The following is a 22675-nucleotide window of genomic DNA, read 5'->3' as shown; positions in this document are numbered from 1 at the left end:
TACTTTACCAGCTTTATAAAAACATAAAAGCCTGCACAAGGCAGGCTTTTAAAAATTAATAAAATTTAAGGTTATCTTTAGAAGAAGTTAACTTTAAATTCAGCACCAACAAAGCGAGGTTCATTAACAATCCCAGAGTTGTTACTAAAATCTACACCACCAATAAATACTTCTTCATTCGTAATATTGCGGGCAAAAGCAGATACCTCGTATTCGTAATCTCCATCGAACCACTTATAACCAGCACGCACACCGCCTTCAAGCAACGCCTCACCAGTAAACTCTACTGAGTCATATAAAAAGAAATCTATTTCACTACGGTAAGACCAATCAGTGTAAGCATAAAACTCTCCGTCACCAAGTTCTTTAGTATAACGAAGGGTAAAGTTAGCAATCCATTCAGGGGCATGCGGTAAGCTATTTCCATCTAAACTATAACCTTGCTCAGTTAGAGGGTCAGTAATAGTACATGCAAAACAACCAGAAGCAAATAGCTCATCATCCTGCAGTTCTGTATTGTTATAGCTGAAGTTAAACGTCATATCAAACTCATCGTTTAAAACCCACTGCGTATCAACCTCAAAACCATAACCAACTGTTTTATCTGCATTTAATAATCTAGCTGTATTTCCAAATTCACCACCAACAGCTGTTAATTGCTGATCACTCATTTGGTAATAAAAAACTGTTGCATTAACACGGCCACTACCATCTAGAACATCAGATTTAATACCTGCTTCAATAGAGTTTATAGTTTCAGAATCAGCCACAGTAACATCGTCACTAAATAAAATACGGCCCTGAACGCTAGGCGCACGGAACCCATTCGCGGCGCGTACGAATAAATTTACATCATCAGAGTATTTATACGCGGCAGCTAAGTCCCATGAAACGTGGCTATCTTCAGGTGAGACTGATTTAGTTAAATCAGCAATTACAGCATCTGGAGATGAATAACGAGAAGCAGTAAAATCCCTTTCATCATCAGAATAGCGAAGGCCGGCTGTAACCTCTAACTTTTCTGTTAATTGAAACTCTGTTGAGCCAAATAATGCCCAAGCAGTAGTTTCTTGATCTTGTCTAACATACCCTGTCAAAAAGTTTGCGCCTAAACCATCGTAACCGTATGTTTCTATAACTTGATCTTCTTTGTAATAAAAAGCACCAACTTGATAATTAAAATCACCATCAAAATTACTTGATAGACGTAACTCTTGAGAATATTGATCGTGCTCTGGTAATGCATCTGCAGTTTCAGAAGCTAAAAAGATAAAACCTGGACCCATTTCAGGAGTTGGGCATCCCGGGATAAAGGTATTTCCACAACCAAAACCACCATCCACATCTGCTCGAGAATAAATTTCAGCACTTTCCCACCCAGAAATAGAAGTTAATGTATAATCATTAAAATCGTATTCTAGCTTTAGATTTGCCCCTTGACTTTCAACATTTTGCGTCGAATATTGGACAGTATCTTGAGTTATAACCTCTGGATCAAAGCCTGATACAGCGTTGTTTGTTCCGCTTTCAATAGCATTTGCATGAAAAACAATAGGAGAACCATTTAAGTCACGCGTGTGGTAGTTAAATAGAGCATTAAAATTATCATCTTCGTACAAAAATTGTATACGCGCAGCCGTTTCCTGATAACCACCGGTGGCATCATCAATAATATTCCCTTCTAACCTATTATCAATGTAGTCGTCTCGCTCTTGCCTTAAAACAGAAACCCGCGTCGAAAGTTTATCAGTTAAGCCTGTACTTATAGCACCTTCAAAGTCTATCGAATTAAATGAGCCATACGATAACGAAGCGTACCCCTCTAAATCTTGTGTTGGTCGAGCAGAATCAATTTTAACCAAACCAGCAGGTGTATTTCGTCCGAACAATGTACCTTGAGGGCCACGTAACACTTCAACACGGCCAGTATCGAATACCGGGAAACCTTTTAATATAGGACTTTCTTGAACAATTTCGTCTACAACTAATGATACAGGCTGTGAGGAGTTAAGGTCAAAATCAGAATTACCCAAACCACGAACATAAAAACGTGGAAACGTACGACCATATGAAGATTCAACTGAGAGACTTGGAATTTTCGCATTTAAAAAGCGAATATCCATTCCTGCAGAACTATAAGCATCTAAACTATCACCTTGTAATGCTGATGCTGAAACTGGCACTTCTTGGGCGTTTTCTACACGTTTACGAGCTGTAATCTGAATAACTTCTAGTTGATTGCTTTTTTTAGCGGTATCTTCTTCAGCAGCAAAAGCCGAAACAGATGTACCAGCAGCAGATAGTAGTACTGCATTAATAATGGTCGCTATTGCAGATTTTTTTAATGATTTCATGTCGGGTATAAACCTTTTGTATGCACTCTTGTTCAACGGTTTTTTGTGTTGCGCAATGTATTCATTGCGGGCTCGTACAATTTTTCGCGTCTAGCTTTATGGCGCGCGGACCTCATCACCGAGAGTACAAAAACGGAGTAATGAGGCTGAACGAACGATGAAGATTATACCATCGTATTACAAATTTACTGCATAAATATGTACAAAAAAGTAAACTTTTTTGCAACATTTAACCTCATTTTATAGCTTTTTTACCCGCTTTTAGATGCAAAAGACTAACAATACGGACATATGTCCTTTCTTTCAAAAGCCGCTTTAAAGTAGCAACCTGCGTATTTTTACAAATAAACCCAAACTAGAAACGCGCAGTTAAAACCCGTTAATGCTTGCTAAATTTTTAAAGGCTAAATTCATTGAGTACGCTTTAACGCAATTTCTCCATCAATGTGAATATCGCGCTGTGGAAACGCAATCACCACATCATGTTTTTCAAAAACAGCATAGATACTAAAACGGATATCACTACGTACTTTTCTGAGCATGGTTTCTGACTCTGCACAAACCCAAAAAATTGCATTAAACACCAGTGAGCTATCAGCAAAGTCGTCAAATAAAACAGAGGCTTTTGGATTTGTTAGTATCGCATCATGATCATCAAGCACTTGTTGAATTAACGTTTTAACTAACAATACATCGCTGCCATAAGCAACACCTACGCTAACCGAGGAGCGGGCATTACCGTCTATTAAGGTCCAGTTAGTCACTGTGTTTTCTAATAGTTGCGAATTAGGGATTAACATATGCACACCATCGTTACGGCGAATGCGGGTAGAGCGCGTATTAATAGTTTCTACTACGCCCTTTGCATTACCTACTTCTAAAAAGTCCCCAATACGAATTGGCCGCTCCCACATTAAAATCCAGCCACTAATAAAGTTATTAATAATGTTTTGCGCACCAAATCCAACCCCAATGGCTATGGCCCCTGATACAAATGCAAAGGCCGTAAGCGGAATACTTAAAACCTCTAACGAGGTGAAAATTAATATTGCGATACTCAAAATAAAATAAATGCGCGTAAATAGATGAACCGCGTCTTGGCTGATTTTTTTTGCCAGCAGTGTTTTTTTAATAAGTTTGCCAATGCGCGTTACTACAAACCACATAGCAAATAAAATTAAAGGAACTTGTATAACCTTAGCCACAGTGATGTGTACGTCGTTATAGGTAAAAATAACCAAGCTGAGATAATGTTGAATGTGTTCGAGCGTCATGTATTTTCCAAAGTATTATTTATTGTTTGTTATTTGTTCAGTAAAAATGAGTGTGGTTCAGTCTTCGCTAAGCTTAGCACGGCATAATAGTGTTAAAACGCTAAGTTAATAGGTTTAACGTTTTTGTTTAAACAATTTATTAACTCTTTATTGCACCGAGTGCTATATAAATAGTGTACAAGCACTGGAGATTACATATGTCACAACTTACTCTAAATCAAAGACTCGCTACTTTGCAGCCGCAGGTAGATTTAAATTTGTTTGAAAGCAGCCTAGATTACCGCAATAAAATTTTGTGCCTTCTTGCTGAGCAAGAACAAACACTTGCTACTATTAATAAAGAATTTGGCCAGCAATCTAATAGCTTTGGTTCTGAAAAACGCTTTGTTCTTGGCTATAACTAGCCTTTAAAAAACACACACAATACAATATTTAAGTAGCCTTACGTTTATTTTTAAGGCTACTTTTACCTCCAAATCGCATTTTTAGTAGCTAATTTGCGTTTAAATCCCGCTTAATACCGATAAACTTTATTGTATAAACGCCAAAATTTGATAAGTTAACTGGGTTTTCGACTCGAAAAGCCTATTTCGGCTCATCTTTTTATGGAGTTATTATGCGTAAAACACTGATCGCCACTACTATTGCTAGTGCCCTAATCCTATCTGCTTGTTCATCTAACGAAACTCAGAACACAGCTAAAGAGAGCGCAGCACAAGTGCAAGATATGAACGCAAACAATGTATTATTCAAACCAAGCCCATTACAATACATGGCACCAGAGTTTGATAAGTTTGGTACAAAAGACTACGAAGCAGGCTTTGATGCAGGTATTGCTCAGCACACTGCGCAAGTTCAAGCAATTGCAAACAACCCAGAACCAGCAACATTTGAAAACACACTTGTTGAGATGGAAAAATCTGGTGAGTTGTTAAACCGCGTATCTGCTGCTTTTTACAACCTATCGGGTTTAATTTCAGATGACGAATACCAACGTATAAGCAAAAAAATGGCGCCGGTATTATCTGCTCACTCTGATGACATTTACCTAAATGGTGCGTTATTTAAGCGTGTACAAACTATTTACGACAATAAAGATGCGCTTAACGCTGAAGATCAACGCTTAGTTGATTTCTACTACAAGCAATTTGTAAAAGCCGGTGCTAAGTTAAGCGATGCTGAAAAAGCAAAAATGCGTGAAATAAACGCTCAGCTTGCAGAGCTATCTACTGCGTTCTCTCAAAACATTTTAAAATCGTTTAAAGAAGACGTTATTGTTGTTACAGACAAATCTAAACTTGCTGGCCTATCTGAAGGTGAAATTGCAGGCCTTGCAGCCGCAGCTAAAAAAGCAGGCAAAGACGGCTACATGATCACCCTGGTTAATACCACTCAGCAGCCTATCTTATCAAGCCTTGAAAACCGTGAGCTACGCGAGCAAATTTTTAAAGCCTCTACAAACCGTGCCGCTAAAACTAACGGCCCTATCATTATTGAAGAAACGAACCTGCGAGCACAAAAAGCAGAGCTGTTAGGCTTTAAAGATTGGGCATCGTATGTAATGACTTCGCGTATGGCACAAACAACCGATAACGTGTACGGTATTTTAGATGACCTTGCACCAAAAGCTGTTGAAAAAGCCAAAGCAGAAGCGGCCGCTATCCAAAAAGTAATTAATGATTCTGGGGAAAGCTTTGAGCTTAAGCCATGGGACTGGGCGTTTTACGCAGAAAAAGTACGTGCTGAAAAGTACGACCTAGATCCTGCGCTAGTTAAGCCTTACTTTGAAATGAACTCTGTGATCCATGATGGTTTATTCTTCGCAATGAACAAGCTTTACGGTATCACCTTTAAAGAGCGTAAAGACTTACCTGTTTACCACGAAGATGTAACAGCGTACGAAGTATTTAACGCAGACGGCAGCGCTATTGGTTTATTTTACATGGACCCATACGCACGTGAAGGTAAGCGTGGCGGTGCATGGATGAGTGCATACGTAAGCCAAAGCGGCTTAAAAGGCACTAAACCGGTTATTTACAACGCACAAAACATTCCAAAACCAGCTGAAGGTGAGCCAACGCTAATGACCTTCGACGAAGTATCGACTATGTTCCATGAATTTGGTCATGCTGCGCACGGTTTATTCTCAAATGTTAAATACCCAAGCCTAGCGGGTACTGCTACAGCACGTGACTTTGTTGAATTTCCTTCACAGGCACACGAAGACTGGATGATTGAACCTACCGTACTTGCTAACTACGCTAAGCATTACAAAACGGGTGAGCCAATTCCACAAGCATTACTTGATAAAGTATTAGCATCGCAAAAATTCAACCAAGGCTTTGGTACTACTGAATACTTAGCAGCTGCTTTACTTGATATGGAATGGCATTCATTTGGTTCTGATAAAAAAATCAGTGATGTTCAAAAGTTTGAAAGCGATGCGCTAAAAGCACACGGTATTGATTACTACCCAGTGCCACCGCGTTATAAATCAAACTACTTTAGCCATACTTTTGCCGGTGGTTACTCAGCAGGTTACTACGCCTACCTATGGACTGAAGTATTTGCAGCCGATGCGTTTGCACATATGGAAAATAACGGTGGCCTAACCCGTGAAAACGGTGACAAGTTCCGTGAAGAAATCCTATCAAAAGGTAACAGCCGCGACTTAATGCAAAGCTACATTGAGTTTAGAGGCCAAAAACCAACGACAGACGCACTTCTTAAGCGCCGTGGTTTAGTTGATTAATAACCTCGTTTATTAATTTTAACCTTATAAAAGCCCGCTTGCGGGCTTTTATTGTTTATAACAGATAAACTAGCCACACTATAAATTATAAAAAACGACAATTATGGGCTATTTATTTGCAGTTACCCTACTTTGGGCTTTTTCATTTAGTTTAATTGGTGTGTACCTAGCAGGCCAAGTTGATGCGTGGTTTAGCGTATTAATACGAGTTGCATTAGCCACATTGGTTTTTTTACCCTTTTTAAAACCTAAACTTACCTCAAAACCACTCGCAATTAAGCTAATGCTGATAGGCGCTGTGCAACTGGGTGTTATGTACAGCTTTTACTATCACTCCTTTTTATTTTTAAGCGTACCCGAAGTGTTGCTCTTTACCGTTATGACGCCGCTTTATATAACGCTTTTAAACGATGCACTTAATAAGCATTTTAACCCTCGCTTTTTTACAGTTGCGCTTATTGCCGTACTGGGCGCGGTAGCTATTCGCTGGGAAAGCCTCAATAGTCATTTCATCATCGGTTTATTACTGGTTCAAGGTGCCAATATTAGTTTTGCCACCGGACAAGTAACTTATAAACGTTTAATGGCCACTAATCAGTTGGATGACAAAACCGTATTTGGTTGGTTTTTTATTGGCGCCTTAGTAGTGGCAAGTGCTTGCTACGCTTTATTTGGCAATACAAGCAAATTACCGAGTACACCTACCCAGTGGGGTATTTTAATATATTTAGGTATTGTAGCCTCGGGCCTTGGTTACTTTTTATGGAACAAAGGGGCAACAAAAGTAAATGTGGGAGCATTAGCCGTTATGAACAACGTGCTTATTCCTGCCGGTATTATTGTTAACGTGCTTATATGGAATAAAAATGCCGACATTATGCGCTTAAGTATGGGGGGTGCAATTATGTTAGCGGCACTGGTAATTAATCAAATAGGGACAAATAAACAGAACGTCACATCCTTGTAGTTAATTTGTCATTGAATGCGATTAGGGTTGAATAAAATAACGTTAAGGAACAAACATGAAACATCTCACCCTAATAACAAGCTCAGTAATACTTGCACTACTGAGCGGCTGCGACGACGATGTCGAAGTTGTAGAAAAAGACGTAGTCGTTACCAATACCACCGTTGAGGTTGTTGAAGTACCGACGCCTGTAATTGTTGAAGTTGCAAAAGGCGAGGCGCCTGATATTCAATTAGGTACTCGTGCCGACTACCTTATTAACGATATGGCACAGAGCGATTTAAAAACAAAATTAGAATCGTGTACAGATGGGCCATTTTACCGTACAGATTTTTCTATTGGGCATCGTGGTGCGCCAATGCAATACCCTGAGCATACCAAGGAGTCTTATATAGCTGCGGCGCGTATGGGTGCAGGTATTGTCGAGTGCGATGTAACCTTTACCAGCGACAAAGAGCTCGTGTGTCGCCACTCTCAGTGCGATTTGCACACCACCACCAATATATTAGCCATTGATGAACTTGCCGCTAAATGCAGTGTGCCTTTTACTCCAGCTAACGCGGCCAGTGGCACGCCTGCCACCGCTAAATGCTGCACAAGCGATATCAGCCTGAGCGAATTTTTAACGCTTGAAGGTAAAATGGATGGCGCCAACACCCAAGCCACTACTGTTGGTGAATATATGCAGGGCACGCCCAGCTGGCGCACCGATTTATACGCCACAAGTGGAACATTAGTAACTCATAAACAAAGTATTGAGTTATTTAAAAGCTTGGGTGTAAAAATGACCCCAGAGCTAAAATCGCCGCAAGTGAGCATGCCTTTTGAGGGAATGACACAACAGCAATACGCGCAAAAAATGCTTGATGAGTACACGCAATTGGACGTACCAAGCAGTGATGTGTACCCGCAATCGTTTAATCTTGATGATGTGAAATATTGGATAAATAACAACCCCGACTTTGCAAATCAAAGCGTATATTTAGATGGCCGTGACAGCGAAGCGGGCTTTGATCCAAGTAACCCTGCAACATGGCAACCAAGTATGGAAGAGCTAGTAGCCGATGGCGTTAAAATATTAGCGCCCCCTATTTGGATGATGCTCACCATAGACAACGAAAGTAATATTGTCCCCTCACAATACGCCATTGACGCAAAAGCTGCAGGGCTTGAACTGATAGCATGGAGCCTTGAGCGCTCGGGGCCTCTTAACGAGGGCGGTGGCTACTACTATCAATCAATCGCCGATGTTATCGATAACGATGGCGACATGATGACGGTGGTTGATGTACTCGCGCAGGATGTTGGGGTTATGGGTATATTTTCGGATTGGCCCGCGACCGTAAGCTACTACGCAAGTTGTAATAAAATGCCTGCAAGCATTTAAAAAACCAGTATCAGTGGTCGTTTATTTTTTTGCGCTCAGTTACCATAACCTTATTAATTATTTAACTGAGCGCTTTTATGATAATCCAACACCATAATACCGACCTACCCACCCCAACAGGCTTAATGCGTACTACCGTTTACCGCCCACAAGCAGCTGGCCAATATCCAAGTATTATTTTTTACTCTGAAATTTTTCAGCAAACCGCACCTATTGCGCGCAGCGCTGCTATTTTAGCGAGCCATGGTTTTGTTGTGTTAGTGCCTGAGGTATTTCATGAGCTAAACCCGATTGGTACTGTACTTGCGTACGATGACGCGGGTAAAGATAAAGGCAATGCCGATAAATGGCAAAAGCCACTTGAGCACCACGACAGCGACACACAAGCACTCATCGACTTTGTACAAAGCCAAGATTACTGCACTGGCACAGTGGGCGCCATGGGTGTGTGCATTGGTGGGCATTTAGCTTACAGAGCCGCATTAAACCCACACATAAAAGCTGCATTTTGTTTATACGCCACCGATATTCATAGTGATACCTTAACTGCTAATGCAGGTAACAATTCGTTTGAACGCATGGCTGATATTCAAGGTGAAATACACTTTATTTGGGGTAAGCAAGACCCACATGTACCGCAACAAGGCCGAAGTAAAATTTACCAGCAATGTGTAGCCACGGGTATTAATTACCACTGGCAAGAAGTAAACGCACAGCATGCGTTTATGCGTGATGAGGGCGAGCGTTACGATGCCGCGCTTGCAATTACTATGTACCAGCAAGCGGTTGCATTATTTAATCGTACTTTGTAATTAAGTGCGGTTTTACGTGCTTTTTAGCATGCCCAGTGCAGTATGCTGTTTAACAAAATAGGCTTTTAAATAATCAATAAACAACCTGAGCTTTTTGGAGCCTGCCGCCCCAGGTGGAAACACGCCATAAAGCTCAATATCTTTTGTTTTATAATCATCGAGTATTATTTCTAACAGCCCTGCTTGCACTTTAGGCCACGCATCATACAACGGAATGCGCCCAAGCCCGTGCCCAGCCTCTACAAACGCGGTACGCGCAGCGGCATTATTGGTGCTTATGCCGCCTTGTAGTATTACATCGTATTTTTTGCCCTCTTTGCTAAGGGTTAATGTTTTACTGCTAAGTTGGTACACCACCCATTTATGTAAGGCTAATTCAGCTGGCGTTTTAGGTTTGCCAAAGTGTTCAAAATACTCAGCTGAGCCACAAATACAGGTACTCATGGTGGTTAGTTTAGTGGCTTGTAAGTTTGAGTCACTTAAAGCGACCCCACGAATAGCAATATCAAAGCCGTTTTTTATAATATCAACCACATCATCGGTTAGTTGCAGGTCTATTTCAATTTTGGGGTATTGGCGTTTAAACGTATTAATTGCCGGCACAATTAGTTGCATGCCTACATTAACAGGGCAGCTAATTTTTAATACTCCTTGTGGCTCACTTTTAATGTTTTCTATTTGCTGATTAGCTGCGTTTGCTTGTTCTGTGATCACTCTACAGCGCTCATAATACGCAATGCCCGCCTCAGTTAAAGCCATAGTGCGGGTTGAGCGATTTAGCAGCGTAACTTCTAATTGCGTTTCTAATTTTTTAAGGTGATAACTTACCACCGCACGCGTTAACCCCAACTGCTTTGCAGCCGCGGTTAAACTGCCCTGCTCGACAATTTGCGCAAATACCACCATGCTTTTAAGTTGCTCAAACGACACTTTCATCACAAACCCACCAATGATTATTCAACCCAATAATTGTATCAATAATTAAACCAATAAAGTTAAATTTATCATCGTTGTTTAAATCCTTTTAAGTGCATATAGTTATTACAGCACCTTGGTTAACACCAAGCTTTAATTTACTCACTAATCGAAGGAATATTGTTATGGCTAAAAAAATACTTATGGTACTTACCTCACATTCAGAGCTTGGCAACACAGGCGAAAAAACAGGTTTTTGGGTAGAAGAATTTGCAGCACCTTACTATGCATTTGTTGATGCTGGTGCAGAGGTAACACTTGCATCCCCTGCGGGTGGCCAACCGCCAATTGACCCAACCAGCACGCTTTCTGACTTTGAAACCGATGCAACAAAGCGCTATGATAACGACAGCGCAGCACAAACACTTATGGCAAACACCAAAGTATTAAGTGAAGTAAACGCCAGCGACTTTGACGCGGTATTTTACCCAGGCGGCCACGGCCCACTATGGGATTTAGTAGATAACAGCGATTCAATCTCACTTATTGAAAAGTTTGTAAAAGAGCAAAAGCCAGTAGCGGCTGTTTGCCACGCAAGTGCCGCTTTTTTAAATGTTAAAGATGCACAGGGCAATGCGCTCGTAGCCGGTAAAAAAGTAACAGGCTTTACTAACTCAGAAGAAGCCGCCGTGCAATTAACAGACGTAGTGCCATTTTTAGTTGAAGATGAACTCATTAAAAAAGGCGGCGATTATCAAAAAACCGACGACTGGGGCGTATTAGCGCTCGAAGATGGTTTAGTGATTACAGGCCAAAACCCAGCAAGTTCAGAGCTTGCTGCGAAAAAACTATTAACTAAACTAGGTTAAAATAACCCCTGTGCGCGGCGTATAACGCCGCGCTTATTAAATCGCTTTTAATAGCGAAAACATACTCCTATACTGGTACAAAACAATCCTACTAAAGCGTTTATATGCCAACTACCCCATCATCATCTTCACTGATAACCAGTACTCGATTTGCAATATTTAGCGTAGTTTTTATATGCCTAATACTACAAGTGATCAATAGTTTACCTGGCATTACGCTTAATGGTTTAGGTATTTACCCTCGCAGCGTTCAAGGGTTAATCGGTATTTTATGCGCCCCATTTTTACATGGCAGCTGGTGGCACTTTGCTAGCAACATGTTGCCTTTTGCTGTACTTAGCTGGCTAATTTGCCAATACAGTGTAAAACGCTTTTATACCGTGTTTATATTTACTGCGTTAATTGGCGGGCTATTAGTGTGGGCCTTTGGTCGAAGTAGTTTTCATGTTGGATTAAGCGGCGTTATTTATGGTTTATGGGGATTTATACTGTGCTATGGCGTGGTTAGGCGCTCGTTTAAGTCTATTGTTATTGCCCTAGTAGTGGCAGTGCTTTACAGCGGATTTATTTGGGGCGTGCTACCACAACGCTTTCATGTCTCGTTCGAAAGCCACCTTTTTGGAGCGTTAAGTGGGTTCTTTTTAGGGTATAAACCTGCCAAAGCAGATAAATTAAAAGCACGATAATTTTTTCATTGCCTTTAATTAATTTTTTACGCCCCCAGCTTGTTATCTATGAGTATATAAATTAATTACATTTTTAAATTGAGGTTATTTATGAGTAATGAACACGAATACACGCCGCCTAAAGTTTGGACGTGGGACAGCGAAAGTGGTGGTAAATTTGCTAATATTAACCGCTCTATTGCCGGCGCCACTCATGACAAAACCTTAGACATTGGCAAGCATGCGTTTCAACTTTATTCATTAGCCACGCCTAATGGCCAAAAAGCGACCATTATGTTTGAAGAGTTATTAGAGCTTGGCCTAACCGATGCCGACTACGATGCCTATTTAATTAACATTGGCGAAGGCGACCAATTTGGCTCAGACTTTGTTGATATTAATCCAAACTCTAAAATTCCTGCGCTAATGGATCACTCTACCACGCCACCAACACGCATTTTTGAGTCAGGTTCAATTTTACAATACTTGGCAGAAAAATTTGATGTGCTAATCCCAAAAGATTTTAAAGCCAAGACCGAGTGCCGCAATTGGCTATTTTGGCAAATGGGGTCAGCGCCTTATTTAGGTGGCGGATTTGGTCATTTTTATAGCTACGCACCAACAAAAATGCAATACCCAATAGACCGTTTTACTATGGAAACTAAACGCCAGCTCGATGTATTAAATCGCCACTTAAGTGAAAACGAATACATGGCGGGTAGTGAATATTCTATTGCCGACATTGCCATTTGGCCTTGGTATGGCTCGTTGGTGCTTGGAAAATTATACGACGCCGCTGAGTTTTTAGATGTTGCCTCTTACACTCATGTAATGCGCTGGGCAGAGCAAATAGCAAAGCGCCCCGCTGTTAAACGTGGTCAACGTGTTAATCGCACCTGGGGCCCTGAAGAAGAGCAACTTAGCGAACGACATAACGCCAGCGACTTTTAATCTAACAGCCCATAACAAGACATTGTGTTATGGGCATTTTTTTATTTAAATCTGCATTTTCCCTGTCATTAAACTATATTTATTATTGTGTTTTTATAAAATGTAACCTGCTTTACCCGCATTACTTTTCATAAGGCTTTAATGAGTGCAATATAAAAATTTAAATAGTGATGAACGCAGAGAAGCCGTAAAACTTTTATATTCTAATGCTTTATCTGGCATTGGTGTTTCGGCGTTAGTTAGCTTTGTACTTGTATTTGCATTTGACCTAACGGATGAGAGAACAAATCAAGAAAAAATAATTTGGCTTTTTTTCATGCTGGTTGTTTTAGCAGCAAGGCTAATGGATGTTATTTACTTTAACTACACCAAAGAAGTTAACCAGCCTTTTAATGCAAATAGCTTTTTAAAACGCTTTTCGGTGGGGTGTATAGCGACCGCGATTTCGTGGTCATGTTACGCACTGTGGTTTCATAAAAGCTCATCCACCGTTGAAATTACCACCACAATAGCTATTTTGTCGGCATTTGCTGGTGGCTCAGCCAATTTGCTCTCGGGTAGTCGCTTTACCTCGGTGTGTTACAGCATTATTTTATTAATGCCTTACTCTGTAGTACTAACCTTATCTGATGACTATTACCACTATGTATTAGGCTTTTTGGGCATTACTTTTTCGGCAATTATGGTCGCCTCTTCTTATAAGTCGGCCACATTTACCCAAACAGCCATAAAATTACGAAATCAAAACCGCGAACTACTTAACGAGATGGAAAGCAAAGTAGAAACACGCACAGAAGAAATTTACCGTTTATCAAATACTGACCCGCTAACAAGCTTGTTAAACCGCACCGCTTTTTTAAAAGTGGCAAATAAACAACTGGCAGATCACCCCGAGGAAAAACTCGCTTTACTTTTTGTAGACCTAGATGGCTTTAAGCAAATTAATGACTCTATGGGTCATAAAGTTGGCGACCAAGTACTTAAAGAAATAGCCGAGCGACTCACTAACGTTTGCACCCGCCACTTATACAAATGCCGCTGGGGCGGAGATGAATTTTTAATTTTAACAACCTATGAGGATGAACAAGACTTATTTGGTTTTGCCAAAAAGGTTATTAAAAGCATTCGTGCCGAGCATGAACGATATAAATACCAAAGCTGGGTATCTGCCACTATTGGCATAGCGTTATTTCCTGAGCATGAGGGCGATTTAAGTGCGTTAATTCGTTCAGCAGATTTAGCTATGTACCATCAAAAACGTATTGCCAAAGGCTGCGTAAATATTTACAACAATGACTTAAAGCGCCAACAAGAACGCGAACAATTGCTCAGTAAACGCTTAGCAAGTGCAATAAAAGACAACGGCTTGCGGTTAGTGTTTCAGCCTATTGTGGATAGCCAAACAGCGAAGGTGACCTCGTTTGAGTCACTTTTACGCTGGCAATTAAATAACGAAGCGATATTTCCTGATGAATTTATTGCCATTGCCGAGCAATACAACCTCATAACCGAACTTGGCTTATGGGTTATTGAGCAAGCGTGTGTGCAAGCTTGCACGTTTAAAAACGTACAACCCCCTATTGCTGTGAGCGTTAATGTATCTGTAATACAACTTCAAGACCCTGATTTTGTCACTAAGGTTGTAAATATCGTTGATCAATACGGTGTAAAGCCAGAAAACCTACACCTTGAAATCACTGAATCTGTGTTTGCTGAAGATAAGCTCACCTTTTTAGCAGCAGTAAAAGAGCTTCAAAAACAAGGATTTTGTATTTCTATTGACGACTTTGGTACTGGGTACTCATCCTTGTCGAGCATGTTAGATATTGGTGTAGACATAGTAAAAATAGATAAAAGTTTCATTCAAAATATGGATAAGCGAGGCTTAAGTATAATTCATGCGATTGTGCAAATGGCCTCAACACTTGATTTTATAGTAGTTGCCGAAGGTGTAGAAACCCTAGAGCAAGCCAACATGCTAAAAGAAATTGGCGTGTCTCACCTACAAGGTTACTACTTTTCTAAACCTATGGAACAACACTTTGTAGATTCGTACCTCAAAGAGCAAAACAAATTGTGTAGCTAGCAGTATGAAAAAACTCACTAAAGAGCAAGTCTATAAACGCCTTAACAACGATGAAGACGCACGCGCCTGTAAAGACATAAACGAAGATGACTGCAAAGAGGTGGCCGGTAATTTTATTCTTTTATTAACAAGCCAGCTTTTTAGTAAATTTGCCGATGCCCTCCTCAACCCTAAAGTCACTCTGCCTTGGTTAATGCAAAGCTTAAACGTGCCAAGCGCGTTTATAGCGTGGCTGGTGCCTATAAGAGAATCTGGCTCTTTATTACCACAATTAGCGATAGCCAATATTATCCGTAAACTCTCTGTAAGAAAGTGGGTATGGGTTTGCGGTGCATTTGCCCAAGCTTTATGTATTGGCGCTATGGTTGGTGTTTCATTTGTGTTAGAAGGCACTCAGGCTGGCTATGCAATTTTAGCTCTGCTGGTGCTCTTTAGCCTCGCCCGCGGGTTTAATTCTATTGCCGCTAAAGATGTATTAGGTAAAGTTATTCCTAAAAAGAAGCGGGGCAATATTAGTGGCCTGGCGGCAAGTATTGCCGGCTTTGCAACACTCACTTTTGGTTTAATGATGTGGTTTTTTTCGGGGCAAAAAGAGCAAAATACGGTATTAATTGCGCTGTGTTTAGGCGCTGTTTTGTGGGTTGTTGCTGCACTTTTTTATAGCCGCATAAACGAATACAAAGGGGCGACACAAGGCGGTAGAAATGGCTTTTTAAATGCGCTAAGTAAATTAAAGCTGCTTTATCAAGATAAACAATTTGCACACTTTGTAATTACCCGCGCCTTTTTACTTTGCTCAGCCCTAAGCGCGCCTTTTTATATTATTTTAGCAAGCTCTCAGCAGTTTGAATTTTCATTATTGGCAGTATTTTTAGCCGTGTCTGGCTTAGCAAGTTTAATTTCTGGGCCAATATGGGGAAGACTCAGCGATTTTTCTAGCCAAAAGGTGCTTGTGATCAGTGCGTTACTTGTCACCATAAACGGCGTGAGCGTGTTTGTAATAGCCACATGGTATAGCCAGCTGTTTGAATATGCTTGGGTAATACCTGGTTTTTATTTTTTGCTTTGCATTGCTCATCAAGGCGTACGGCTCGGGCGTAAAACCTATTTAGTGGATATGGCACAAGGCAATAAACGCACTGATTACGTGTCGGTTAGTAATACTGTAATAGGCATTTTGCTTTTAATGTTAGGCAGTATAGGGCTTATAGAAGCATTTTTATCAACCGCACAGCTTATTTTGTTGTATAGCCTGCTCGGTTTGTTAGGTGCTATTAGCGCGATTTTTTTGCCTCAAGCGGAGTAATACCAATGCACAATAATACGTGTTCAATTAAGCGAATTGGTATATTAAAAAAGCCCAACAAAATAATTGCCGGGCTTTGGACTTAAGACCTAAGGATAAACAGTCAGCTTTACCTCAAGTTATAACACCTAAGCAGTTACATTTAGCAGTGAATCGCCTTCACTTAAACCAAATTTTTCTTGTACCGATGAAAGAATTGATTCTTTATCTTCATCAGATAGCTGGCTTGAATACTCAGTTAATAACTCATCTAAGTAGCTAACCACTTCGTCAGTATCAACAGATTCTAGCGAGTTTTGCGGCGGCGGTGGCGGGCGCTGCCCTTCAGGGCGTCCTGCATCGCCAATACTTTTAGCGTCAAAATCAAGTTCGCTCATTAAATCAGCCAACTCTTTTGTCGGCGAGATCCCCTGCTCTTCAAATGCGGCTTGAATACTTTGCGCATCTTCCGTACTTAGGTTTTGTGCATCAAATTCTGCAAGTGTTTCTTTAACAAACTCAGTTTGCTCTGAAGTTAAAGCGCTTACTTGGCTAGATTGTTGAGTCATAAAACTCGCTGAGCTACCAATACTGTTGATCATATTTTTCTCCCTTAACGTGCGCGGCGTGGTGGCTTGTGTTCACTTAATTCTTGTTCGCTAATTTCGCCATTCCCATCGGCATCTATTTCGTCAAAAATAGTTTGCGCATCGCCTTGCGGTGGCGCACTTTCGCTAAATTCTGCAAGGCTAATCACACCGTCGCCATCTGCATCTATGCTTGAAAAGTCAGGTTTAGGTGGTGGGTTATCACCGCCTCTGGCTGCAACATTGGCTGAAAAAGCCATTGATAATAATGCAGCAACGGCAAAAGTAGAAAAATGCTTCATCGTGGTCACCTTGGGTTAAATATTAATAAAGGGTATGAATATAAAGTACGCTTAAAAAACGCAAACATTGTGCAAACAATAAGGAAATAAAAATAAATCCGATTTTTATCATGTTATTTTTACCTTATTCGGTATTTCGGTTATTGTGATAACTAATTACTTAAAACCACTTTCAACACCTGTTTTGAGAGCTAACATACTAAGGACTTATTAACATACATGTTTAATCTTCCAATTTTTCTAGTTGTATCGCAGTGAAAATACCTAAACGCCTCCAGCCACTCGTTGATGATGGCCTAATTGATGAAGTGATAAGCCGCTTAATGAGCGGTAAAGAAGCGGATGTATTTGTGGTACGCAGCGGTGGCGAAATTCGCTGTGCTAAAGTCTACAAAGATGCCGTTAAACGCAGCTTTAAAAAGGCAGCTCAGTATCAAGAAGGCCGAAAAGTAAGAGGCGGACGCCAAGCCCGCGCCATGGGTAAACGCTCAAGTTATGGTCGACAACTAGAAGAAGAAATTTGGCAAAATGCAGAAGTAGACGCGCTTTCACGTTTATCACGCGCTGGCGTCAGAGTTCCTGATACTTATTACTGTATTGATGGTGTGTTGTTAATGGAGCTTGTGTGCGATGAAGACGGAGATGTTGCTCCACAGTTAGGGCATGTGACCCTTACACAGCAAGACGCTATTGAGCAGTACAGTATGATGGTTCATTATATTAAATTAATGCTGTGCGCTGGTATTATCCACGGTGACTTATCAGAATTTAACGTACTTGTTGATAGTAAAGGGCCTGTAATTATTGACCTTCCGCAAGCTGTAAACGCCGCAGCCAATAACAGTGCGCAAGCAATGTTTACGCGCGATGTAAACAACATACGTCGTTATTATGCGCAGTTTGCACCTAGCCTATTAAACACTCATTACGCTAAAGAAATGTGGGCACTGTTTGAAGAGGCCAGCTTAACGCCAAACACTGTGCTCAGCGGAGAATTTGAAGACAGTAACGAATCTGCAGACGTAGATGCGGTACTCGATGAAATACAAGCGGCCGAATACGAAGAGTTCGACCGTTTAGAGCGTATTAAAAACGCTGACGATGAGTAAAACTGCGCTCACGTTTAGCTATTGAGGGTGAACAAACCGATAGCCCACACCGTAAACCGACTGAATAACGCTGTCGGTTTGCGTTACTTCATCAAGCTTTTTACGTAACTTTTTTATGTGGCTGTCTATAGTGCGGTGGCTAACTATACGTTGGTCTGCGTACATGGTGTCCATTAAGCTATCGCGTGAATAAATTCTGTTAGGGTTTGAATACAAAGGCTTAAATAACTGAAATTCAAAATTAGTAAGTTCTATACTGCTATTTTTATAATTTACACTGTAAGTACTTTCGTCCAGTGTCATGGCATTATTTACCGGCTCTTTTGTGGTATTAACACGCCTTAAAATTGCTTTTACTCGCGCCACCAGCTCAGCATAACTAAACGGTTTACAAATATAGTCATCGGCGCCCAGTTCAAGTCCGAGTAACCGGTCAATCTCCTCCACCTTTGCCGAAACCATAATAATGGGCACATTAGAAAACTTTCTTATCGCTTTGCACAGCTCTATACCGCTTTGCCCTGGCAACATAATATCTAATAAAATAACACTTGGCTTATTACTTTCAAGCCAGCTAAGTACTTCATCACCATGATGAATAAGGTGCGTTTGATAATGATGACTTGTTAAAAAGTCGCTCATTAAATTGGCAAGTTTTATTTCATCTTCAACAATGAGTATTTGCTCACTCATACTTATCCTCTACTGAACTAATAAGGGTAATTTAATAACAATGCCAAGCCCGCCAATACTGGCTTTTTCGGCTGATATTTCGCCATTATGACCTTTAACAATATGCTGACAAATAGACAAACCTAAACCAGAGCCACCCTCTTGGCGATTGCGAGAGCTGTCTACACGGTATAAATATTCAAACAAGTGCGATAAATGCGTTTGCTCAACGCCTATCCCGTTGTCCTCTATTATAAGCTCTAAATAGGCTTGGCCTTTAATATTTACGTTATTGGCACTTAAAGAAATAGTTGAGCACTGGGCGTAATGCACCGCATTCATTAATATATTATCTAGCAATTGCAGTATACGTGTTTTATCTGCGTTTACTGTGGTGTTGTTAGCACTATTAAGAAGGTAAAAATTAATAGCGTGCTGCTCAAAAATAACGTGATACTTTTGCTCTATGGAGTTAAGTAAAAAGCCTACGTCGGTAGGTTGCATGGTGTAATGCATGCCGCCTAGTTCTGCGCTGTTTAACATGTGCAGGTCGTCAATCAAGCGTTTTAAATGCAGCGCTTCATCGTTAGCAGAACTAATATTTTTATTATTTGGTTCACGTATCCCAAGCAACATAGCTTCGAGCTCACCGAGTAAAATGCTCATTGGCGTTCTTAGTTCATGAGAAATATTAGCTAACCAGCGTTTACGTACTTGCTCATCTTTAGCGAGCGTAAAGGCCAAAGTGTTAAAATCTTCACTAAGCTGGCCCAGCTCGTCTTTTCTATCTAATAAAAGTTTGGTGCTGTACTGCCCTTTGGTTAGCTTATGCATACCACTGGCTATTTGCTTTACAGGGCCAACTAAATGCCTTGCCAGTAAAAAAGACAACATTAAGGTAAGTAGCCCTGCGGTTAACGCAATAAGCCATAAATAGTTAGTTTGTTGCTTTAAAAAATCCAGCTCGTACCCATCTGCTAGGCTTTTTCTTTTTGAAACAGCAAGGTAAGCAATTGTTTTACCTTCAAGCTCTATGGGCGTTTTAATGTACTTTAAATCCTCAAATAATTTACCAAAAATACGCTGCTGGTTTTCATCCAGTAGTGCATAGTGCGCGGCATGCTCGGGCGGTGGACGTCGATCTCGTTGCTCCATATGCTGTGGGGGTCTGGGTCTGCGTTCGCCGCGAATTTCTGGGCGCTGTGGCATATCGCGTAAACTAGGTAAAAACTGGCTTGATTGCAATTGCGATTCAACCAACCTTAAAAAGCGCTGATCGTTACCTATAATTTTATCCCACGAGGGAGTTTGCGCGTATTTATTAGCCAGCTGTACCGCTAATGGCTCTAATGCTTTTACTTCTTTGGCGTTTACAAAATCAATAATACCTTGGCCAATACTGTACTGAATAAGCACAACTAGCCCCGCAATAATGCTAAAGGTGAAGCTAAATAATATTAAAAAAAGTTTGTTATGAATTTTCATTTATTTTTTATAAACCTGACTCTAAAAGCATTTGAGCTGTTATTTATTGCGTATTTTTTACTGCTAAAACGTATTTTTAAAAGCTCTAAGCACTTTTAAGAATAGCCTGTAATAACAATTGTATTAATTGCATGTTCTATTATAGCGACTTATAAATAGCGCCTTTAATAACAACGTATAACGTTAACAAGTAAAAGTGCAAACAATGTGCATTATAAAAAAATTACGCTCAAAAAAGGCGACCTAAGTCGCCTTTGTTATTAATCGTTTTTTAAATGCTTATCAAAAAAATCGAGAAACGCTTGTAACGTTTTAATTCTATGCGGCTGATAGGACAAGTAATGATCGCCATCTTCTAGCTCAATGTAAGTAACATCTTTATCTTCGTCATCTAGTTCATCTTCCATTTCTCTACTATGGTAAATAGGGACAACACTGTCGTCGCTACCATGCACAAGTAAAACAGGTTTGTTGATTGATTTAGCAAAATTGACCGGCGAATTGGCCTCTAACTTATCGCTATTTGTTCCAAACTGTTTTCGTACTATGTCTTTGTTTGTAAAGTGGCGGGCTTTACTCACAATATGCTCAAGGTCAGTTACCCCTGCAAAACTTGCCGCACATTTAAATGTTTCAGGGTGTTTAATAACAGCCATTAAGGCGGCATACCCACCGTAGCTTGCGCCACCAATACAAATTTTATCAGCCTGAGCAATCCCTTGGTCTATTAACCAGTTAGCTCCATCTTGTAAGTCATCTTGCATGGCTAAACCAAAACCTTGGATCGACTGCATTAAAAAGTCATAACCATAACCGCTTGAGCCACGAAAGTTAGGCTGTAACACGGCATAACCATTATATGCCAGTAGCGCAGTCCAATAGTCAAAGCCTGCATAGTCTCGCGCCATAGGCCCACCATGTGGAAATATAATAGTGGGTAACTTATCGCCTTTCTCATAGCCAACAGGCAGCGTTAAGTAGCCTTCTATAATAAGCCCGTCACGTGCTTTATAGCTGATGTGCTCTTTACCGGCGTATACGCTTTCGTTAATGTGTGGGTAAACGTCTGCAAAAAATGTTAAATCACCTCGCTTTCTGTCACCTAACATGTAGGCGCCTGATGTTTTATCTGAGCTGACATACAGTACATATTTTTGCTGATCGTCGCTGGTGCTAACAATATCCATTTCAAATGAATCTTTAGGTAGTGATGCTCGTAAAGAGCGATGTAGCTTGTCTAAGTCTTCATCCCAATACGCAATACCATCTTCTAAATGCGAATGCGTAAAGCCTGCCACTTCGCCAGTTTTACGGGAGTAAAAAATATCGCCATCGACATCGTACTTGTCGTCGCTAAAAATGAGCTCACGTTTGTTAGTTGATAGATTAAGCTTAAATAATGCATCACGCCCTTCATGTAGCGCAGTGATGTATAAAAAGTTAGGGTCTTTATCAAAGCCAAGTATCGAAATGCTTTGCTCACTAAATACTTCGTAGCTAAATAGTGTTTGCCACGACTCATTTTGCTCGTTGTACAGCTCGTAAGTAAATTGTGTTTCATCCATTTTTTTAGCAATACGAACCTTGCCTTGTCTATCAGCAAACCAACTGGTTACATCTGCACGAGCACGTTGTATTTGTTTTTTGCGTAAGGTAGTTAGGTCAAGTTCATACACAGCTGGGGTATTGGCAATTTTAAAGTCGCCCTGCACGAGTATTTTATTTTCTTGCTCCGGTAAAAAGCTAATAATTCGGTCAGAAAACTGAGGCTGCTTTTCATCACGCGTGTTGTTTGCTCTAAACGCCAGTTTTATTCCTTTATCATCACTTAGATTATACGAATACATTAATGTAGACGCATACTTAACCCCACCAAATTGATATTTAATGTATCGTGCGCCCAATAACAAAACATCATTATTTGCCCAACTAAACCAGTCAAAAAATACAGTGTGGTTATCCGATTTAATAATCGGCTTGCCCTTGCCTGTTGTAAGGCTTTGCACCATTAAAACTAAATCGCCATCAAGGTTTCTAACATACGCAATGTTATTTCCATCTGGTGAGAGCCTAACTTGGCTTATGCTTTTTAAGCCTGCAAACGCTTCTATGGGTAGCTTTTTATCAGAGGCTGATAGGCAGCTAAAACTAAGTAGGGCAAATACTAAAGTGAGGTAAAGTTTAGACATTCAATATCCATTTT

General features: G+C 40.5%; 19 protein-coding genes. 11 read left to right on the top strand and 8 right to left on the bottom strand.

Annotation, left to right across the window (positions count from 1 at the left end; all coding sequences use genetic code 11):
* Positions 1 to 77: 77 nt before the first annotated feature.
* Positions 78 to 2354 (bottom strand): TonB-dependent receptor, encoded by a 2277-nt coding sequence (locus tag OIZ54_RS11350; protein WP_096042067.1) that lies wholly within the window; start codon positions 2352 to 2354, stop codon positions 78 to 80.
* Positions 2355 to 2764: 410 nt separating this feature from the next.
* Positions 2765 to 3628: a mechanosensitive ion channel family protein gene (locus OIZ54_RS11345; protein WP_024034237.1), complete on the bottom strand. Its 864-nt coding sequence runs from the start codon at positions 3626 to 3628 to the stop codon at positions 2765 to 2767.
* Positions 3629 to 3825: 197 nt separating this feature from the next.
* On the opposite strand from OIZ54_RS11345, the gene OIZ54_RS11340 reads away from it, so the two are divergent.
* The 5 genes from OIZ54_RS11340 to OIZ54_RS11320 all read left to right on the top strand — a co-directional run bounded on the left by OIZ54_RS11340 (position 3826) and on the right by OIZ54_RS11320 (position 9546).
* Entirely contained in the window at positions 3826 to 4032 is a 207-nt protein-coding gene (locus OIZ54_RS11340) for a hypothetical protein (RefSeq protein WP_004587392.1), read from the top strand.
* A gap of 212 nt (positions 4033 to 4244) precedes the next feature.
* Positions 4245 to 6380: a M3 family metallopeptidase gene (locus tag OIZ54_RS11335; protein ID WP_096042068.1), complete on the top strand. Its 2136-nt coding sequence runs from the start codon at positions 4245 to 4247 to the stop codon at positions 6378 to 6380.
* Between the two features lie 103 nt (positions 6381 to 6483).
* On the top strand, positions 6484 to 7347 hold the full coding sequence (locus OIZ54_RS11330) for a carboxylate/amino acid/amine transporter (protein WP_264390433.1): 864 nt from the start codon (positions 6484 to 6486) through the stop codon (positions 7345 to 7347).
* Between the two features lie 55 nt (positions 7348 to 7402).
* Entirely contained in the window at positions 7403 to 8734 is a 1332-nt protein-coding gene (locus tag OIZ54_RS11325) for a glycerophosphodiester phosphodiesterase family protein (RefSeq protein ID WP_154944794.1), read from the top strand.
* 77 nt (positions 8735 to 8811) lie between these two features.
* On the top strand, positions 8812 to 9546 hold the full coding sequence (locus OIZ54_RS11320) for a dienelactone hydrolase family protein (RefSeq protein WP_029773421.1): 735 nt from the start codon (positions 8812 to 8814) through the stop codon (positions 9544 to 9546).
* Between the two features lie 12 nt (positions 9547 to 9558).
* On the opposite strand, the gene OIZ54_RS11315 is transcribed toward OIZ54_RS11320, so the two are convergent.
* Positions 9559 to 10482 carry a LysR family transcriptional regulator gene (locus tag OIZ54_RS11315; protein ID WP_024034243.1) on the bottom strand — a complete coding sequence of 308 codons (924 nt, stop codon included), beginning with the start codon at positions 10480 to 10482 and terminating at the stop codon, positions 9559 to 9561.
* Between the two features lie 164 nt (positions 10483 to 10646).
* Between OIZ54_RS11315 and OIZ54_RS11310 the strand changes: the two genes are divergently transcribed.
* From OIZ54_RS11310 to OIZ54_RS11290, 5 genes are all read left to right on the top strand, one after another.
* Complete coding sequence (locus OIZ54_RS11310) at positions 10647 to 11330, top strand: type 1 glutamine amidotransferase domain-containing protein (RefSeq protein ID WP_064386837.1); 684 nt, start codon at positions 10647 to 10649, stop codon at positions 11328 to 11330.
* Between the two features lie 104 nt (positions 11331 to 11434).
* On the top strand, positions 11435 to 12016 hold the full coding sequence (locus OIZ54_RS11305; RefSeq protein WP_264390432.1) for a rhomboid family intramembrane serine protease: 582 nt from the start codon (positions 11435 to 11437) through the stop codon (positions 12014 to 12016).
* 90 nt (positions 12017 to 12106) lie between these two features.
* Entirely contained in the window at positions 12107 to 12946 is an 840-nt protein-coding gene (yghU, locus tag OIZ54_RS11300; RefSeq protein WP_264390431.1) for a glutathione-dependent disulfide-bond oxidoreductase, read from the top strand.
* A 145-nt stretch (positions 12947 to 13091) separates the two neighbouring features.
* Positions 13092 to 15032, top strand: a complete 1941-nt coding sequence (locus OIZ54_RS11295; protein ID WP_264390430.1) for a putative bifunctional diguanylate cyclase/phosphodiesterase — start codon at positions 13092 to 13094, stop codon at positions 15030 to 15032.
* Positions 15033 to 15036: 4 nt separating this feature from the next.
* The gene (locus OIZ54_RS11290) at positions 15037 to 16338 is read left to right on the top strand and encodes an MFS transporter (protein ID WP_264390429.1); all 1302 of its coding nucleotides are present in this window, start codon (positions 15037 to 15039) and stop codon (positions 16336 to 16338) included.
* Between the two features lie 128 nt (positions 16339 to 16466).
* Here OIZ54_RS11290 and OIZ54_RS11285 read toward each other — a convergent pair whose 3' ends face one another.
* Positions 16467 to 16919 carry a hypothetical protein gene (locus tag OIZ54_RS11285; RefSeq protein WP_004587402.1) on the bottom strand — a complete coding sequence of 151 codons (453 nt, stop codon included), beginning with the start codon at positions 16917 to 16919 and terminating at the stop codon, positions 16467 to 16469.
* A gap of 11 nt (positions 16920 to 16930) precedes the next feature.
* On the bottom strand, positions 16931 to 17206 hold the full coding sequence (locus OIZ54_RS11280) for an EF-hand domain-containing protein (RefSeq protein ID WP_004587403.1): 276 nt from the start codon (positions 17204 to 17206) through the stop codon (positions 16931 to 16933).
* Between the two features lie 254 nt (positions 17207 to 17460).
* Here OIZ54_RS11280 and OIZ54_RS11275 point away from each other — a divergent pair, with 254 nt between their 5' ends.
* On the top strand, positions 17461 to 18315 hold the full coding sequence (locus OIZ54_RS11275) for a PA4780 family RIO1-like protein kinase (protein WP_024034251.1): 855 nt from the start codon (positions 17461 to 17463) through the stop codon (positions 18313 to 18315).
* Positions 18316 to 18333: 18 nt separating this feature from the next.
* Here the strand turns inward: OIZ54_RS11275 and OIZ54_RS11270 are convergent, their stop codons facing one another.
* The 3 genes from OIZ54_RS11270 to OIZ54_RS11260 all read right to left on the bottom strand — a co-directional run bounded on the left by OIZ54_RS11270 (position 18334) and on the right by OIZ54_RS11260 (position 22661).
* The gene (locus OIZ54_RS11270) at positions 18334 to 19008 is read right to left on the bottom strand and encodes a response regulator (RefSeq protein WP_029773415.1); all 675 of its coding nucleotides are present in this window, start codon (positions 19006 to 19008) and stop codon (positions 18334 to 18336) included.
* A gap of 9 nt (positions 19009 to 19017) precedes the next feature.
* The gene (locus OIZ54_RS11265) at positions 19018 to 20472 is read right to left on the bottom strand and encodes an ATP-binding protein (protein ID WP_264390428.1); all 1455 of its coding nucleotides are present in this window, start codon (positions 20470 to 20472) and stop codon (positions 19018 to 19020) included.
* 260 nt (positions 20473 to 20732) lie between these two features.
* A complete protein-coding gene (locus tag OIZ54_RS11260) occupies positions 20733 to 22661 on the bottom strand; it encodes an alpha/beta hydrolase family protein (protein WP_264390427.1) in 1929 nt (642 codons plus the stop codon).
* Positions 22662 to 22675: the final 14 nt, after the last annotated feature.

It is taken from the genome of Pseudoalteromonas sp. A3 (genome assembly GCF_025942345.1).
Classification (GTDB): Bacteria; Pseudomonadota; Gammaproteobacteria; order Enterobacterales; family Alteromonadaceae; genus Pseudoalteromonas; species Pseudoalteromonas atlantica.
This window is presented reverse-complemented; position numbering and strand designations above follow the sequence as displayed.